At 61.3% G+C, this 16,193-nt stretch carries 14 protein-coding genes; 13 read left to right on the forward strand and 1 reads right to left on the reverse strand.

Annotation, left to right across the window (positions count from 1 at the left end):
* Nucleotides 1–104 precede the first annotated feature (104 nt).
* Together I6G90_RS10960 and I6G90_RS10965 are read left to right on the forward strand one after the other, a co-directional pair.
* Nucleotides 105–1,505, forward strand: a complete 1,401-nt coding sequence (locus I6G90_RS10960; protein WP_197927484.1) for a TldD/PmbA family protein — start codon at nucleotides 105–107, stop codon at nucleotides 1,503–1,505.
* The gene (locus tag I6G90_RS10965; RefSeq protein ID WP_197927486.1) at nucleotides 1,505–2,845 is read left to right on the forward strand and encodes a TldD/PmbA family protein; all 1,341 of its coding nucleotides are present in this window, start codon (nucleotides 1,505–1,507) and stop codon (nucleotides 2,843–2,845) included. Before I6G90_RS10960 ends, I6G90_RS10965 begins: the two co-directional genes overlap by 1 nt.
* Before the next feature lie 157 nt (nucleotides 2,846–3,002).
* On the opposite strand, the gene I6G90_RS10970 is transcribed toward I6G90_RS10965, so the two are convergent.
* Nucleotides 3,003–3,497, reverse strand: a complete 495-nt coding sequence (locus I6G90_RS10970; RefSeq protein WP_058052707.1) for a zinc ribbon-containing protein — start codon at nucleotides 3,495–3,497, stop codon at nucleotides 3,003–3,005.
* Nucleotides 3,498–3,642: 145 nt separating this feature from the next.
* Between I6G90_RS10970 and leuS the strand changes: the two genes are divergently transcribed.
* The 11 genes from leuS to I6G90_RS11025 all read left to right on the forward strand — a co-directional run bounded on the left by leuS (nucleotide 3,643) and on the right by I6G90_RS11025 (nucleotide 15,945).
* Nucleotides 3,643–6,219: a leucine--tRNA ligase gene (leuS, locus tag I6G90_RS10975; RefSeq protein ID WP_139409512.1), complete on the forward strand. Its 2,577-nt coding sequence runs from the start codon at nucleotides 3,643–3,645 to the stop codon at nucleotides 6,217–6,219.
* A 113-nt stretch (nucleotides 6,220–6,332) separates the two neighbouring features.
* The gene (locus I6G90_RS10980; RefSeq protein WP_005335160.1) at nucleotides 6,333–6,815 is read left to right on the forward strand and encodes an LPS-assembly lipoprotein LptE; all 483 of its coding nucleotides are present in this window, start codon (nucleotides 6,333–6,335) and stop codon (nucleotides 6,813–6,815) included.
* Between the two features lie 100 nt (nucleotides 6,816–6,915).
* Complete coding sequence (holA, locus tag I6G90_RS10985; protein ID WP_197927487.1) at nucleotides 6,916–7,953, forward strand: DNA polymerase III subunit delta; 1,038 nt, start codon at nucleotides 6,916–6,918, stop codon at nucleotides 7,951–7,953.
* Nucleotides 7,950–8,618 carry a nicotinate-nucleotide adenylyltransferase gene (gene nadD, locus I6G90_RS10990; protein ID WP_408628326.1) on the forward strand — a complete coding sequence of 223 codons (669 nt, stop codon included), beginning with the start codon at nucleotides 7,950–7,952 and terminating at the stop codon, nucleotides 8,616–8,618. Before holA ends, nadD begins: the two co-directional genes overlap by 4 nt.
* 103 nt (nucleotides 8,619–8,721) lie before the next feature.
* Nucleotides 8,722–9,063: a ribosome silencing factor gene (gene rsfS / locus I6G90_RS10995; RefSeq protein WP_033135359.1), complete on the forward strand. Its 342-nt coding sequence runs from the start codon at nucleotides 8,722–8,724 to the stop codon at nucleotides 9,061–9,063.
* Nucleotides 9,064–9,082: 19 nt separating this feature from the next.
* A complete protein-coding gene (gene rlmH / locus I6G90_RS11000; protein WP_005335166.1) occupies nucleotides 9,083–9,550 on the forward strand; it encodes a 23S rRNA (pseudouridine(1915)-N(3))-methyltransferase RlmH in 468 nt (155 codons plus the stop codon).
* A 49-nt stretch (nucleotides 9,551–9,599) separates the two neighbouring features.
* Nucleotides 9,600–11,522, forward strand: coding sequence for a penicillin-binding protein 2 (mrdA, locus tag I6G90_RS11005; protein ID WP_042061050.1), 1,923 nt, complete (start codon nucleotides 9,600–9,602; stop codon nucleotides 11,520–11,522).
* A complete protein-coding gene (gene rodA / locus I6G90_RS11010; RefSeq protein ID WP_042061047.1) occupies nucleotides 11,515–12,618 on the forward strand; it encodes a rod shape-determining protein RodA in 1,104 nt (367 codons plus the stop codon). The genes mrdA and rodA overlap by 8 nt, the downstream gene beginning before the upstream one ends.
* A complete protein-coding gene (gene mltB / locus I6G90_RS11015) occupies nucleotides 12,618–13,616 on the forward strand; it encodes a lytic murein transglycosylase B (RefSeq protein WP_197927491.1) in 999 nt (332 codons plus the stop codon). The genes rodA and mltB overlap by 1 nt, the downstream gene beginning before the upstream one ends.
* Nucleotides 13,558–14,562 carry a septal ring lytic transglycosylase RlpA family protein gene (locus I6G90_RS11020; protein WP_197927493.1) on the forward strand — a complete coding sequence of 335 codons (1,005 nt, stop codon included), beginning with the start codon at nucleotides 13,558–13,560 and terminating at the stop codon, nucleotides 14,560–14,562. Before mltB ends, I6G90_RS11020 begins: the two co-directional genes overlap by 59 nt.
* A 186-nt stretch (nucleotides 14,563–14,748) precedes the next feature.
* Entirely contained in the window at nucleotides 14,749–15,945 is a 1,197-nt protein-coding gene (locus tag I6G90_RS11025; protein ID WP_197927495.1) for a D-alanyl-D-alanine carboxypeptidase family protein, read from the forward strand.
* Nucleotides 15,946–16,193: the final 248 nt, after the last annotated feature.

The following is a 16,193-nucleotide window of genomic DNA, read 5'->3' on the forward strand; positions in this document are numbered from 1 at the left end:
CTATAGCGACTTTTTTGTGCTGGTCTGCAACAATGGACTCGACATCCCATAACAATCAGAGCCGGATGTCGGAAGCAAACGGACAGACCAGAAAAGGATATTCTATGACTCCATTCTCCCTGTTGGCCCCCGCCATTGCCCGTGACGTGCTCGATCACGCGCTGGCGCTGGGTGCCGATTTCGCCGAGCTGTTTGTCGAGCGCAAGCGCCGCAGCCAGCTCAACCTGCTCTCCAGCCAGATAGAGAACATCAGCGGCGGCCTCGATTTCGGCATCGGCGTGCGCCTCTGTTACGGCCACAAGGTACTCTACGGCTACACCAATCTGGCCAGCCGCGACGAGCTGTTGCGCATCGTCACCCTGCTGGCGGCCAAAGACCGGCGTGACCCCGTGGTCACCGCTACCGCCTTCGATTTCACCCGCCTGAGCGATCGCAACCCGGTGGCGCTGCCGCTGTCGGCAGACAAGCTGCTGGAGCAGAAGATCGCCTATCTGCACGCCATGGATGCGGTGGCCCGTGCCGAAAGCGGCAAGGTGAGCCAGTTCTCCGGCAACGTGCTGGGCTGGGAGCAGGAGGTGGAGATCTTCAACAGCGAAGGAGTGCAAGTGGCCGATCGCCGCCACTACAACCGCATCATGGCCCAGACCATCGCCATGGAAGGGAGCGAGCAGAGCATCGGTTACGAGGCCCCCGGCGCCCTGATGGGCTGGGAACATGCCGAGCGCATCGATCCGCGCGAACTGGCGCTCACCGCCACCCGTCAGGCACTGGTGAAGCTGGGCGCGGCTCCCTGCCCGAGCGGTTCCATGCCGGTCATCATGGAGAACGGCTTTGGCGGCGTCATCTTCCACGAGGCGTGCGGCCACCTGCTGGAGACCACCTCGGTCGCCAAGAAGGCGTCGGTATTCCACGACAAGATGGGCCAGCTCATCGCCAATCCGGTGGTCAGCGCTGTGGATGAAGGCTTGCAAGGCAACGTCTGGGGCTCCATCAACGTCGATGACGAGGGGATGGCGACCCAACATACCCAACTCATCAAGGACGGCGTGCTGACCGGCTTTCTGGTGGACAGAATGGGCGCCCTCAAAACGGGCTACGCCCGCACCGGCTCCGGTCGGCGCGAATCCTACAAGTACGCCCCCACCTCGCGCATGCGCAACACCTATATCGAACCGGGCAACCATAGCCTCGACGATATGCTGGCCACGGTAGAGCACGGCATCTACGCCAAGAAGATGGGGGGCGGCTCGGTGCAGCCCGGCACCGGCGAGTTCAACTTCAACGTGCAGGAGGCTTACCTCATCGAGCACGGTAAGATCACTCGCCCGCTCAAGTCGGCCACCCTGATCGGCACCGGCCCGCAGGTGCTGAAAGAGATCTCCATGGTGGGCAGTAATCTGGCGCTGGCCGCCGGTATGTGCGGATCGGTCTCGGGCTCGGTGCCAACCTCGGTGGGCCAGCCGGCGCTGAAAGTGGACAACATTCTGGTGGGAGGGAACGCCTGATGAGCCAACTCGACATGAACCAACTGCTCACCCGCCTGCTGAATAAAGTGGCCGACCTCGGCGCCGAGGCAGACATTATCGCCAATCAGGAGAAGGCCTTCTCCCTCAAGGCAGACAAGGGCGAGCTGGGTGAATACAAGGTCACCAGCAGCCAGCAGCTCGGCATTCGCCTGATCAAAGAGGGTCGGGTCGGCATCGCCTACTCGGAATCCCTCGATGAGCTGGCGCTGGATGCCATGCTGCAAGATACCCTCGATGCCAGCCGCTTTGCCAAGGTGGATGCGGATCAGCGCATCTCGGTGGCCAATAGCCGGATCACCACAGATTGCGCCGAGATCAACCAGCCCGATACCACGCCGGTTGAGGAGAAGATCGCTCTGGCCCTGCGCCTCGAATCTGACATGCTGGCCATGCCCGATGTGAGCGGCGCCCCCTACAACAGCTTCTTCGAAGGAGAGAGCCAGCTCTGGCTCGCCAACAGTCAGGGCACCCTCTGCCAGCACGACGAGTTCAGCGTCGGCTGCTACACCTCTGCGCTGGTCGAACGGGATGGCCGCCAGTCGATGCACTCGCAGGGGCAGTATGGCCGTCGTTTCGACGAGCTGGATAGTCAGGCCCTGACCGAGCAGATCTACGCCATCGCCGATGGCCTACTGCCCGGGGAAGCTGTGCCGAGCGGTCGCTACAGCGTTATCTTCAGCACCAACTGCTTCGCCAGCCTGTTTGGCTGCTTCCAGGGGGTGCTGTCAGGCAAGTGGGCCCAGCAGGGGATCAACCCCTGGCGCAGCAAGGTCGGCCAGAGCGTGGCGTCACGCTGGCTCACTCTGGAGAGCCGGGTCTACATGCCGGGCGGCATGAACATCAAGGCATTTGATGGCGAGGGGGCGGCCAGCTCGGATCTGCTGCTGATTGGCGAAGGGGAGCTGAAAACTCTGCTCCACAACAGCGCAACCGCCCGCCACTTTGGCGTCGCCAGCAACGGCTCGGCCGCCCGCGGTGCCCGCAGCGCCCTCGATGTGACCGCTCGCCATCTGGTGTTTGGCGCGGGCCCCCACCGCGAAGCGGAGGTGCAGAGCGGCGACTATCTGGAACTGGTCAAGCTGGACGGTTTGCATTCGGGTGCCGATGCGGTGAGCGGCGACTTCTCCTTTGGCGCGTCAGGCTTCCTCTGCCGCAATGGCGTACGACTGCAGCCGGTGCGCGGCATCACGGTGGCGGGCAACTTCTACCGCCTGCTCGGCGAGCTGGAAGCGGTCGGTGACACCCTGCACCACAACGACGGCAAGGGTTTCTACGCCCCGCTGATCCGTTTTGGCGGCCTCTCTGTCGCGGGCAAATAAACCCGCCCATCAACAGAGAGAGGCGCCTGATGGCGCCTCTCTCTTATTGGCAAGCAAATTCGCAAGCAGGGTGTCGAGACCTCTGACTAAATGGACGATTACGCTTCGCTAATCGTCCCTACAGGTCTCGTTATCTCGTCCGCATTGATGGCATGGATCAGGGCGCGAGCGGCTCGCGGTGATACTCGGCGCAGCCGCATTCTGGGCAAGTATCGAGCTGCTGGGGATGCAGCACGGTATGACGCCAGCCGCACTGGTCGCACACCATGACCCCGAGCCCCACCCAGTCACCAGCCTCATAGACGCCCTTGTGTTCCAGCTCGTCGGCCAGCTCCCGCCACTCCACCTGGGCACGGTCGGTCACATCCGCCAACCAGGACCAGGCGGTGTCTTTCAGGGCCAACATAAAGGCCGACTCTTCCACCTGCGCACTATCGTCATGGCGCCCCTCGTCATAGTTGCCCAGATCCCGCTTCACGTACTCGGCGATGAGCGCCAGCTCGTCCTGGGTCAGGTCGCTGGCGGCCTCCAGATAGGCCTGCACCTTGGCGATCATCCGGTTGAGGCGCTCCCCCTGGAACTCTTCAGTCTCTTGCCACTGTTTTTGCAGCTCGGCAATGAAGGCTTCGTACCCTTTTTGACGTTTGTCCATGGCTCTAACTCCTCTACTAAACCCTGATCTGGCCCGGCTTAAGGCCCAAGGGACGCTGGCGGTTGTTGCCGCCGCAGGATATGGGTATTCTATTGCGATTTCCCAGCTGATTTATCTATTCATTTCACAGATCCGGATGTCACCAATGCAAGAGCAATACGTTCCCCAATCAATCGAACCAGCAGTGCAAAAGCACTGGGATGCCAAGAAAACCTTCAAGGCCGTGGAGAAAGTAGACAAGGAGAAGTTCTACTGCCTGTCCATGTTCCCCTATCCGTCTGGTCGACTACACATGGGGCACGTTCGTAACTACACCATAGGTGATGTGATCTCCCGTTATCAACGGCTCAATGGCAAGAACGTGCTGCAACCCATAGGTTGGGATGCATTCGGTCTGCCAGCGGAGAACGCCGCAGTCAAAAACAACACTGCCCCGGCGCCCTGGACCTACGAAAACATCGAATACATGAAGAATCAGCTGAAGATGCTGGGTCTGGGTTATGACTGGGATCGTGAAGTCGCCACCTGCAAGCCGGATTACTACCGCTGGGAGCAGTGGTTCTTCACCAAGCTCTACGAGAAGGGTCTGGTCTACAAGAAGACCTCCTCCGTCAACTGGTGCCCGAACGACATGACAGTGCTGGCCAACGAGCAGGTGGTCGACAACTGCTGCTGGCGCTGTGACACCCCGGTGGAACAGAAAGAGATCCCCCAGTGGTTCATCAAGATCACCGACTACGCCGAAGAGCTGCTGAACGACATCGACAATCTGGAAGGCTGGCCGGAGATGGTCAAGACCATGCAGCGCAACTGGATTGGCCGCTCCGAAGGGGTCAACATCAGCTTCGCCATTGAGGGTCAGGCTGAGCAGCTGGAGGTCTACACCACCCGTCCGGACACCTTCATGGGCGTCACCTATGTCGGTATCGCCGCCGGTCACCCGCTGGCGCTGCAGGCTGCTGCCAGCAACCCGGAACTGGCCGCCTTTATCGAAGAGTGCAAGAACACCAAGGTAGCCGAAGCGGAACTGGCCACCATGGAGAAGAAAGGCATGGCCACCGGCCTCTATGCCATTCACCCGCTGGATGGCCGCAAGGTACCGGTCTGGGTCGCCAACTTCGTACTGATGAACTACGGCACCGGCGCCGTGATGGCAGTTCCGGCTCACGACCAGCGTGACTTCGAGTTCGCCACCAAATATGGCCTCGACATCAAGGCGGTGATCAAGCCGGTTGATGGCGACGTCGATGTGAGCGAAGCGGCTTATACCGAGAAGGGCGTACTGTTCAACTCCGGCGAGTTTGACGGTCTCGACTTCCAGGGCGCTTTTGACGCCATCGCCAACAAGCTGGAAGCGCTCGGCCACGGCAAGCGCACCGTCAACTTCCGTCTGCGCGACTGGGGTGTCTCCCGTCAGCGTTACTGGGGTGCCCCTATCCCGATGCTGACCCTGGCTGACGGTACAGTCGTACCGACGCCGGAAGATCAACTGCCGGTTCTGCTGCCGGAAGATGTGGTGATGGATGGTATCCAGAGCCCGATCAAAGCCGACGCCGAGTGGGCCAAAACCACCTATAACGGTCAGGAAGCGTTCCGCGAGACCGATACCTTCGACACCTTTATGGAGTCCTCCTGGTACTACGCCCGTTACTGCTCCCCGGACTACGACAAGGGCATGCTGGATCCGGCTGCTGCCAACCACTGGCTGCCGGTGGATCAGTACATCGGCGGTATCGAGCACGCCTGTATGCACCTGCTCTACGCCCGCTTCTTCCACAAGCTGCTGCGTGACGCAGGTCTGGTCAACAGCGACGAGCCGTTCAAGCGTCTGCTCTGCCAGGGCATGGTGCTGGCCGACGCCTTCTACTACAAAGACGAGAAGGGCGGCAACGTCTGGGTCAGCCCGACCGACGTCAAGGTGGAGCGTGACGAGAAGGGTCGCATCACCAAGGCCATCGACAACGAAGGCCGTGAGGTAATGCACTCCGGCATGACCAAGATGTCCAAGTCCAAGAACAACGGCATCGACCCGCAGCTGATGGTCGAGCGTTACGGCGCCGATACCGTCCGTCTGTTCATGATGTTCGCCTCTCCGGCCGAGATGACTCTGGAGTGGTCCGACTCCGGCGTAGAGGGTGCCCAGCGCTTCCTGCGTCGCCTGTGGCGCACCACCTTCGAGCACGTCTCCGGTGGCGCCGTTGCCGCGCTGGATGTGGCTGCGCTCACCAACGAGCAGAAAGCGGTACGCCGTGAACTGCACAAAACCATCGCCAAGGTGAGCGATGACGTGGGTCGCCGTCAGACCTTCAACACCGCCATCGCCGCCATCATGGAGCTGATGAACAATCTGGCCAAGCTGGGCAGCGACGAGCAGGACCGCGCCCTGATGCAGGAAGCGCTGGAAGCTGTCGTGGTCATGCTCTACCCCATCACCCCGCACATCGGCTTCGAGCTGTGGAAGATGCTGGGCAAGGGCGATGACGTGGATCACGCCGCATGGCCGGTGGCCGATGAAGCGGCCATGGTCGAGACCGAGAAGCTGGTCGTGGTGCAGATCAACGGCAAGATGCGCGGCAAGCTGACCGTACCGGCCGAGATCAGCCAGGCTGATGTCGAGAAGCTGGCGATGGCCGATGCCTCCGTGCAGAAGTTCACCGACGGTCTGACCGTGCGCAAGGTGATCTATGTACCGGGCAAGCTGCTCAACATTGTCGCTAACTGATTGGCTGCCAACTGATTGGTTACCAACTGATCATTGCCAATCCGTGACAGCAAACGGATGATAACGGCGGGCCCTGCGCCCGCCGCTTTCCCTTAATGCAAAGAGGATTTTCTATGGGCACCATCTTCACCCGCTGGATGGCCATCGTGCTGGCAGGTCTGCTGCTGCAAGGCTGCGGCTTTCACATGCGCGGCAACGGCATTCCGAGCGAGCTGATGACCATGAAGGTCGTGGGCGACAACAAGAGCGACTTCTACCGGATGGTGACCACCCGCCTGAAGGCCTCTGGCGTGACCCTGGCCGACAAGGAGGGCATTCCGGTGCTCACTCTGGGCGGCGTAGGCAGCACCAGTCAGGTCGCCTCGGTCAACGCGCTGGGGACGGACACCGAATATGTGCTGGGCTTTGGTACCCAGTTCACCATCTCGGTGCCGGGCAAGCCGACTCAGGTCTTCCCCATCAACTTCAACCGCAGCTTCCTCAACAAGCCGGATGCAGCGCTCGCCTCCTCCCGTGAGCAGGAGCAGCTCAACCGCGAAATGCAGGAGCAGGCGGCCAATCAGGTGATCCGGCAGTTGAGTCAGGTCAGCTTCTGATGCGGATTTATCCTGAACAATTTGGTGACGAGTCGCGGTTCAAGCAGCCAAAGCAGGCCGCGAATCTTGTGCGCCTTCATTTCAGTCAGGCAAGCTTCTGATGCGAATTTATCCGGAACAATTTGGTGAACACCTCAAAGCAGGGCTTCGGCCCTGCTATCTCGTTTTTGGCGACGAGCCCCTGTTGCGACTGGAGGCCATCGATGCCATCCGTCAGGTCGCCCGCAAGCAGGGTTTCGATGAGCGCCACACCTTCGTGGTGGAGCAGGGGCTGGACTGGAATCAGGTCTACGATGCCTGTCAGGCCATGAGTCTCTTTTCCGCCCGCCAGATCATTGAACTGGAGCTGCCCGCCAAGGTGGACAAGGATCTGGCGGCCCGCATCAGTGAAATCGGCAAGCAACTCCATCCCGACCTGCTGCTGGTGCTGAGCGGCGGTCGCCTCAACCAGACCCAGATGAAAGCAGCCTGGTTCGACAAGCTCTACCAGATTGGCACCTATGTGCCGGTCAACCATCCGGAGCCCAAGTTCTTCCCGCGCTGGATGAGTGCCCGCTTTGCGCGTTTCGGCCTCAAGGCGTTGCCGGATGCCATCAACTTCATGTGCCACTCCTACGAGGGCAACCTGCTGGCCGCCAGTCAGGAGATCGAGAAGCTGACCCTGCTCTCGCCGCCCCAACCCATCAGCGTCACCTATCTGCAAGAGACCATCATCCGCCACGCCCACTTCACCCCGTTCCAGCTGGTCGATACCCTGCTGGAGGGCAAGGTGAACCGGGCCCAGCGCATTCTGGCCGCCCTGCGGGCCGAAGGCACCGAGCCGGGGATGCTGGCCTGGACCCTCTGCCGCGAGCTGGAGCAGCTGACCGAGCTGTCGCTGGCCATGCGCAACGGCCAACCGCTGGGGGAGCACTTCAGCCGCCTGCGCATCTGGCAGAGCCGCCAGCAGCTCATTCAGCAAGCGCTGACCCGGCTGCCGTTTGCCAAGTTGCAGCAACTGTGGCAACTGATGGCCCAGCTGGACGATGCCCAGCGCCGCTTCGATACCGAACAGGCCTGGCTGATGTTGCAAACCATTGCCCTCGGCTTTCGTGATGGCACCCCGCTGCCGCTGGTGATGGAGAGCAGCCCGTGCTGAAAGCGCCAGCCAACCAGCTAAAGGCGCCTGTCGGTTTGCTGGGTGGCACCTTCGACCCCATCCATATCGGCCATCTGCGCCCGGCCATCGAGGCGCGCGATGCCCTAGGGCTGGCCGAGATGCGGCTGATCCCGAACCATATCCCGCCCCACCGCGCCAATCCGTTCTGCTCGAGCGAGCAGCGCCTCGCCATGGTCAGACTGGCGGCAGCGGAGAACCGCCACTTTGTGGTGGATGAGCGGGAACTGCGACGGGACAAGCCTTCTTACACCATCGATACCCTGATCGAGCTGCGTCATGAACTGCCCGATACGCCGCTCTGTTTTCTGATGGGGATGGATTCCCTGCTGAGCCTGCCAAGCTGGCACCGCTGGCAGGAGCTGCTCGACTATGCCCATCTGGTGGTGAGCGTGCGGCCGGGCTGGCAACCGGAGTATCCGGCCGAGGTGGCGCAGCTGCTGGCACGCCATCACACCACAGATGCCAACGCGCTGCATCAGCGTCTGGCCGGTCATATCTGGCTGGCGGACAACCAGCCCATCGAACTGTCAGCCACCCGGCTGCGAGCCCTGCTGGATGCGGGGCAAGACACCCGCTACCTCTTGCCCGAGTCGGTTGCACACTATATTGATCAACAGGGGCTCTACCGCGCCAATCGCCGCTAGCCCCTGTCGTAATCCCGCCCCGCCCGATGGGAAACGGGAGTGACCATGATATAATCCGCCGCCCTGACGCAAACGCTGCGCGCCGGAACAGAGGAGAGACTCATTGCAAGGCCAAGAACTGCATGCCTTTATCATCGACAAGATCGATGACATGAAAGGCCGCGACATCATCACCCTCGATGTACGCGGCAAATCCAGCATTACTGACACCATGATCGTCTGTTCCGGCAACTCCAGTCGTCACGTCAGCGCCATTGCCCACCATCTGGCCAGCGAGGCCCGCCACGCGGGTCTGGATCTGCTGAGCGTGGAAGGGCAACTGAGCGGTGAATGGGTACTGGTAGATATGGGCTCGGTGATCGTGCATGTGATGCAGGATGAACATCGTGACTTCTACCAACTGGAAAAGCTGTGGAGCGGTGCCGCTCAAGTGAATACGCAATAAGAGCACAAGTGTAACGACCATGAAGATCCAGTTGATTGCGGTGGGCACCAAGATGCCCGCCTGGGTAGAGCATGGCTTCGAAGAGTATCGTCGCCGCTTCCCGAAAGACATGCCGTTTGAACTCGTCGAGATCGGCGCTGGCAAACGGGGCAAAAATGCCGACATTCCCCGCATCCTGCAGAAGGAAGGTGAAGCCATGCTGGCGGCCGCAGGCCGCTCGCGTATCGTCACCCTCGATATTCCGGGCAAACCCTGGACTACCGAGCAGCTGGCTACCCAGCTGGAAGCGTGGAAACTCGATGGCCGCGATGTCGCCCTGCTGGTCGGCGGGCCGGAAGGCTTGTCCCCCGAGTGCAAGGCTGCCGCCGAACAGAGCTGGTCGCTGTCACCGCTCACCCTGCCCCATCCGCTGGTGCGGGTACTGGTGGCCGAGAGCCTCTATCGGGCCTGGAGCATCACTACAAATCACCCGTATCACAGAGAGTGAACAATGCAGTTCCTGCTGTTATTGCCCCCAAGGGTCTTGAGGTAAAGGCATGCTGAAACAACGCATCGAAATGCGCGATCACAGTGCCGAGGGCAATCTGTTCTTCCGGCGCACCCTGGTAGCCTACATCGGCATCGTCGTGCTGATGCTGGTGCTGCTGGGCAATCTCTATTATCTGCAGGTCGAGTCCTACGACACCTACCAGACTCGATCCAACTCCAACCGTATCCGCGTGGTGCCGGTGGCGCCGCCACGGGGCCTGATCTATGACGCCAACGGCGTACTGCTGGCGGAAAACCGCCCGGTCTACAGTCTGGAAATCGTGCCAGAAGAGACCACGGATCTCGAAAAAACCGCCGACCAGCTGATCACCCTGCTGGGGCTGCCGGAAGGCACCAAGGAGAAGTTCCTCGCCGAAGTGAAGCGCCAGCGCCGCTTCAAGCCGGTCGCCCTCTACGAGAAGCTGACTGAGTATCAGGTGGCCCTCTTCTCGGTCAACCAGCACAACTACCCGGGCGCCAGCATCGAGGCCTACCTCAAGCGCTACTACCCGTTTGGTGACACCCTCACCCATGCGCTGGGCTATGTGGCCAAGATCAACACTCGCGATGTGGAACGCCTCGACAAGGAAGAGAAACTCGCCAACTACGCGGCCACCAAGGATATCGGCAAGCAGGGGGTGGAGAAGTATTACGAGGATCAGCTGCACGGCGTGGCGGGCTATCAGGAGGTCGAGGTGAACAACCGCGGCCGGATTGTCCGCACCCTCAAGTTCCAGCCGCCCATTCCCGGCCAGGATATCTACCTCAATATCGACGTCCGGATGCAGCTCAAGGCCCAGCAACTGCTGGCTGGCCAGCGCGGTGCCATCGTGATGATGGACCCGAGAACCGGCGCCATCCTGGCTCTGGAGTCGAGCCCTAGCTACGACCCCAACCTGTTCGTGACTGGTATCTCCAGCGCCAACTACTCGGCGCTGCTCAACGATCCGGCGCGGCCGCTGGTGAACCGCACCACTCAGGGCATCTATGCCCCCGCCTCCACCGTCAAACCCATGATGTCCATCATGGGCCTCAACGAGGGGGCCATCACCCCGGGCTACCGCTATTTCGGCGGCCCGAGCTTCTCCATTCCCGGTACCACCAAGAAGTTCCGCGACTGGCGCCGCTGGGGCCACGGCTGGCTCGATGTCTATCGCGCCATCGAGGTCTCGGCCGATACCTACTTCTACGATCTCGCCTATCGGGTCGGCATCGACAAAATCCACAGCTACATGACCAAGTTCGGCTTCGGTCAGTACACTGGCGTCGATCTCTATGAAGAGACCAAGGGCGTCATGCCGTCTCGCGACTGGAAGATGGCCCGCTGGCGCCAGCCCTGGTATCAGGGTGACACCATCTCGGTCGGTATCGGTCAGGGCTACTGGAGCGCCACCCCGCTCCAGCTGGCCAAGGCGATCAGCATCCTGACCCAGAACGGTCACGACGTGACCCCGCACCTGCTCAAGAGCACCGCCTCACAGGCGGGGGTGGTCGATGCCCCCATCAACCCCAATATCGCCCTCAAGCTGAAGAACGACAGCTTCTGGAAAGTGGCGCAGGAGGGGATGTGGCGCGTCAACCATGGCAGTGAAGGCAGTGGCCGTCACTCGTTTGCCAAGGCCCCTTACTCCTCGGGTGGCAAATCGGGCACCGCTCAGGTGGTCGGTCTGAAGGAAAATCAGGTGTACAACATCAAGACCGTCAAGGCGGAGCATCGCGACAACGCCCTGTTCGTCGCTTACGCCCCCTTTGAGGCGCCCAAAGCGGTAGTGGCACTGGTGCTGGAAAACTCCATCGGTGGTGGTGGTGGCCGGGCTGCATCGCCCATTGCACGCCAGATGCTGGATGCCTATCTGCTGCCCCCTGATCCGCAACTGCCACCGGCACCGGAAAAGCCGTCCCAACCGAGTGAGGTCGCCCCCCATGAGTAATTCAGCTCGCCAGCAGAGTATCTGGTACAAGCTGCATATCGACTTGCCCCTGCTGCTCGGTCTACTGGCCGTGATGACCCTCTCCATGGTGGTGCTCTACTCCGCCTCCGGTCAGGATATCGACTCCATCGTGCGCCAGCTGGTGCGCGGCGGCCTCGCCTTTGCCCTGATGATCGGCATGGCCCAGCTGCCACCCTCCCTCTACGCCCGCTGGTCGGTGCCGCTGTTCGCCGTGGTGGTGCTGATGCTGATTGCGGTGGACGTATTTGGCCACATCGGCAAGGGGGCCCAGCGCTGGCTCGATCTGGGCTTTATGAAGTTCCAGCCCTCCGAGGTGATGAAGCTCTCCATGCCCATCATGGTGGCCGCCTGGCTCAGTCGCCACTCGCTGCCCCCCAAGTTCAGCCATGTGGTGATCGCCCTCATCATGGTGCTGCTGCCCACCCTGCTGATCGCCGCCCAGCCTGATCTTGGCACCTCCATTCTGGTGGCTGCCTCCGGCTTCTTCGTGATCTTTCTGGCGGGACTCAGCTGGTGGCTGATCGGCTTGGCGGTGATGTTGATGGTCGCCTTTATGCCGGTGCTCTGGTTCTTCCTGATGCACGACTACCAGCGCCAGCGGGTGCTGATGCTGCTCGACCCGGAGAAAGACCCGCTCGGCCGTGGCTATCACATCATCCAGTCCAAGATTGCCATCGGCTCCGGTGGCGTCTTTGGCAAGGGGTGGCTGCAAGGGACCCAGTCACAGCTGGAGTTCCTGCCCGAGCGCCACACCGACTTTATCTTTGCGGTATTCAGCGAGGAGTTCGGCTTGGTGGGGGTTGCCCTGCTGCTGGTGCTCTACCTCTACGTCATCAGCCGCTGCCTGTTTATCTCGATGCAGGCCCAGAATAGCTTCGAGCGACTGCTGGGTGGCGCCATCACCCTCACCTTCTTCGTCTATGTGTTCGTCAACATGGGCATGGTGAGCGGCATCTTGCCAGTGGTGGGGGTTCCCCTGCCACTGGTGAGTTATGGTGGTACCTCCATGGTGACCCTGATGGCCGGCTTTGGCATACTGATGTCCATCCAGACTCATAGAAGACTGCTCGCCTGATGAGACGGGTTGGACTGCTGCTCTCTCTCGCCACAACGATGGCAACCGCCGCCGTGGCGCCGGATCGGTTGGCCCTGCTCGCCGAACAGCAGCAGGTGCCGCTGGCGGAGTTGCAGGCCGCGGTCGCCCGCGCCCAGCTGCGCCAGGAGGTACTCGACACCATCAGCAAGCCGTGGGAGGCCAAACCCTGGCATCGCTACCGGCCGCTGTTTGTCACCCCGGATCGCATCCGTGACGGCCAGCAGTTCTGGCAACAGCATGCGGCGGTGCTGGCCCGCGCGGAGCAGACCTATCGGGTGCCTGCCTCGCTCATCGTGGCCATCATCGGGGTCGAGACCTTCTATGGTCGCCAGATGGGCCGCCATCCGGTGCTCGATAGCCTCTACACCCTGGGGTTTCACTACCCCGAACGCAGCGACTTCTTTGCCAAGGAGTTTGCCCAGCTGGTGTTGCTGGCGAGGGAAGAGGGCTGGTCGCTGGATCGCCTCAAGGGCTCTTATGCTGGCGCCATGGGGATGGGACAGTTCATGCCCTCCAGCTACCGCCACTACGCCGTCGATTTTGACGGGGATGGCAAACGGGATCTGTTTGCCAACCCGGTCGATGCCATCGGCAGCGTGGCCAACTATTTTGCCAGCCACCAGTGGCGCTGGGGCGAATCCGTGGTGGAACCGGCCCAGATCGGGCTGATGGCAGTCGAACCTCTGCTGAGATCCGAACCCGAGCTAACACAACGGTGGTCAGAACTGGCGGCGGCAGGGATTGAGCTCGCCACGCCGCTGGCCCCACAGACGCCGGTCAAGTTACTGGCGTTTGCCCAAGCCGATGGACCGGAATACTGGGTCGCACGGCATAACTTTTATGTGATCACCCGCTACAATCGCAGCCCACTCTATGCGATGGCGGTGTATCAACTTAGCCAAGCCATCCAGGAAGCGTATGCATCTTCGTCACAAACTCCTCCCGCTCAGCCTGAGCTTGTTGCTGGCCGCCTGTAGCAGCCAGCCGGAACAGTCCGCCCCCGTCGAGCAGCAAGCACCGGTCAGCAAGCCACCCGTTATCGAGATCCCGCAAGCCACCGGCGCCATTCCGCGCCCCGAGCCCCTGAGTGCCAGCGGCAACCGGGACTACTGGATCGGCAAGCAGAAAAACGAGGTGTGGCGCGATATCAAGCACTACAGCGAAGAGGGCACCGCCAGCTGGCTGTCGCCGGATCTGGACGGCCAGAAGACCGCCAACGGCGATGTGCTGGACAGCAAGCTGTTCAGCGCCGCCCACCGCAACCTGCCGATCCCGAGCTATGTGCGGGTCACCAATCTGGACAACGGGCTGGAGACCATAGTGCGGGTCAACGATCGCGGCCCGTTCGACAGCCCCCACCTGATCGATCTCTCCTACGCGGCAGCAAAGCAGCTGGAGATGGTCGATAGCGGTGAAGCGCGAGTACGGCTGGAGCTGATCAACGATACCCCGGATCAGATGGTGATCATGGAGCCGATGAAGCCCATCGAGATGACCCCGACCATCCCGGCCGCAGCTGCGCCGAACACCATGTCACAAGATGGCTTCCTGGGTGAACCGACCGCGCTGGCGATGGCCACTCCCGCCGCCGACCCCGCGCCTGCGCCCATCAAGGCGCCAACGGCCAAGCCCGCCCAAGCGGCACCTGTCAAAGCGGCACCGGTCAAACCAGCGCCAGCCAAGGCTGCAGCGCCCGCCAGCAGTGGTGATGGCAAGATGATCCAGGTGCTGGCCAGCGGCTCCCGGGAGCGGGCCGAGGCGATGGGCAAGGTGATGACCCAGCGTTACGGCGTGCCCTACCGGGTCGATGCCCATGGCGCCATTTTCCGGGTGCTGATTGGCCCGGTCGCCGCCGACCAGCAGGCAAGTGTGCTGGAAAAAGTACGTCAGGGCGGGCTGGAACAGGCCTTTATCGTGCCCTGATCGTCCCCTTTTGCTGCGGATGTGACTAACCGCTTACTCACTGTCATCACGTCGTTTTATGGCGTGATGACAGGGAGTGATGGATAAAAAACCAGTTCTGATCGCCATGTCGGGCTATAACCTGCGGGCGCATCTGGTATAGTTAGGCCCGCATTTTATCCCCATCTGGCTCGCAGGAATTTCAAGATGTCCAAATTTGCCCGTTCAGTTCTTCTGGCCTCACTGATCAGCGTAACCGCCCAGGCCAATACGCCGGTGCCGACACCGACCCCGAATGCCATGCCCATGGTGGTACCCGCCGCGCCGGAGATCTCCGCCAAGGCCCATATTCTGATCGACTACTACTCCGGTCAGGTGCTGGCCGAGCAGAACGCCGAAGAGCGTCTGCCGCCCGCCAGTCTGACCAAGATGATGACCTCCTACATCATCGGCCAGGAGCTGTTGAAGGGGAACATCAAGCGCACCGACATGGTGACCATCAGCCAGAACGCCTGGTCCAAGAACTACTCTGACTCCTCCAAGATGTTTATCGAGGTGGGCAAGCAGGTCTCCGTTGATGACCTGAACAAGGGCATCATCATCCAGTCCGGCAACGATGCCTGCGTCGCCATGGCCGAATTCCTGGCGGGCAGCACCGACTCCTTCGCCAGCCTGATGAACAGCTGGGCCGCCAAGCTCGGCATGAACGACAGCCACTTCATGAACCCGCACGGTCTGGATGCGGAAGGTCACTACAGTACCGCTCACGACATGGCCCGTCTGGGTCAGGCGCTGATCCGCGACCTGCCGGAGGAGTACAAGATCTACTCCCAGAAATCCTTCGTGTTCAACGGCATCACCCAGCACAACCGCAACCGCCTGCTGTGGGATCAATCCCTGCAAGTGGATGGCATCAAGACCGGCCACGTCAGCCAGGTCGGCTATAACCTGGTCTCCTCTGCCACCAACAGCGAAGGCATGCGCCTGATCGCCGTGGTGCTGGGCGCCAGTAGCGAAGGTTCCCGCGCCGCCGAGAGCAAAAAACTGCTCACCTACGGCTTCCGCTTCTTCCAGAGCCTGACCCCGTACAAGGCGGGCACCGAGCTGGTCACCCAGAAGATCTGGATGGGCGACAAGTCTGAAGTGAAACTGGGCGTCGACAAAGATGTCTCCGTGCTGGTCACCCGCGGTCAGGGCAACAACCTGAAGGCTGACTTCCAGCTCGACAGCGAGCTGAAAGCGCCGCTGGCCAAGGGTCAGCGCGTCGGTACCGTGTTCCTGAAGCAGGGCGACAAAGAGATCAAGCAGGTGCCGCTGGTTGCCCTGGAAGAGGTGCAGGAAGGTGGCTTGATGAGCCGTCTGTGGGACTACCTGGTACTGCTGGTCACCAGCTGGTTCAAGTAATCCGACGCACAATCCTCACCAAACAGCGGCGCCAACAGGCGCCGCTGCTGTCTGTGACCGGCAAAGGCAGTGAATAACCCTGTAAACTGCAGGTTCCGCCTTACCCTGATTTGTGGTAAAAAGCAGCACTTCCATCCTTGTCTGACCGATCCTGGCCTTGATCCCGGTCCGGGCAGCGCCCATATAGTTATGAGCCGTGCCCATATAGACTTGAAATGGCGGCCTCCACGGGCCATCGGCCACTAGCC

The organism is Aeromonas allosaccharophila (genome assembly GCF_016026615.1).
GTDB classification, from domain to species: Bacteria; Pseudomonadota; Gammaproteobacteria; order Enterobacterales; family Aeromonadaceae; genus Aeromonas; species Aeromonas allosaccharophila.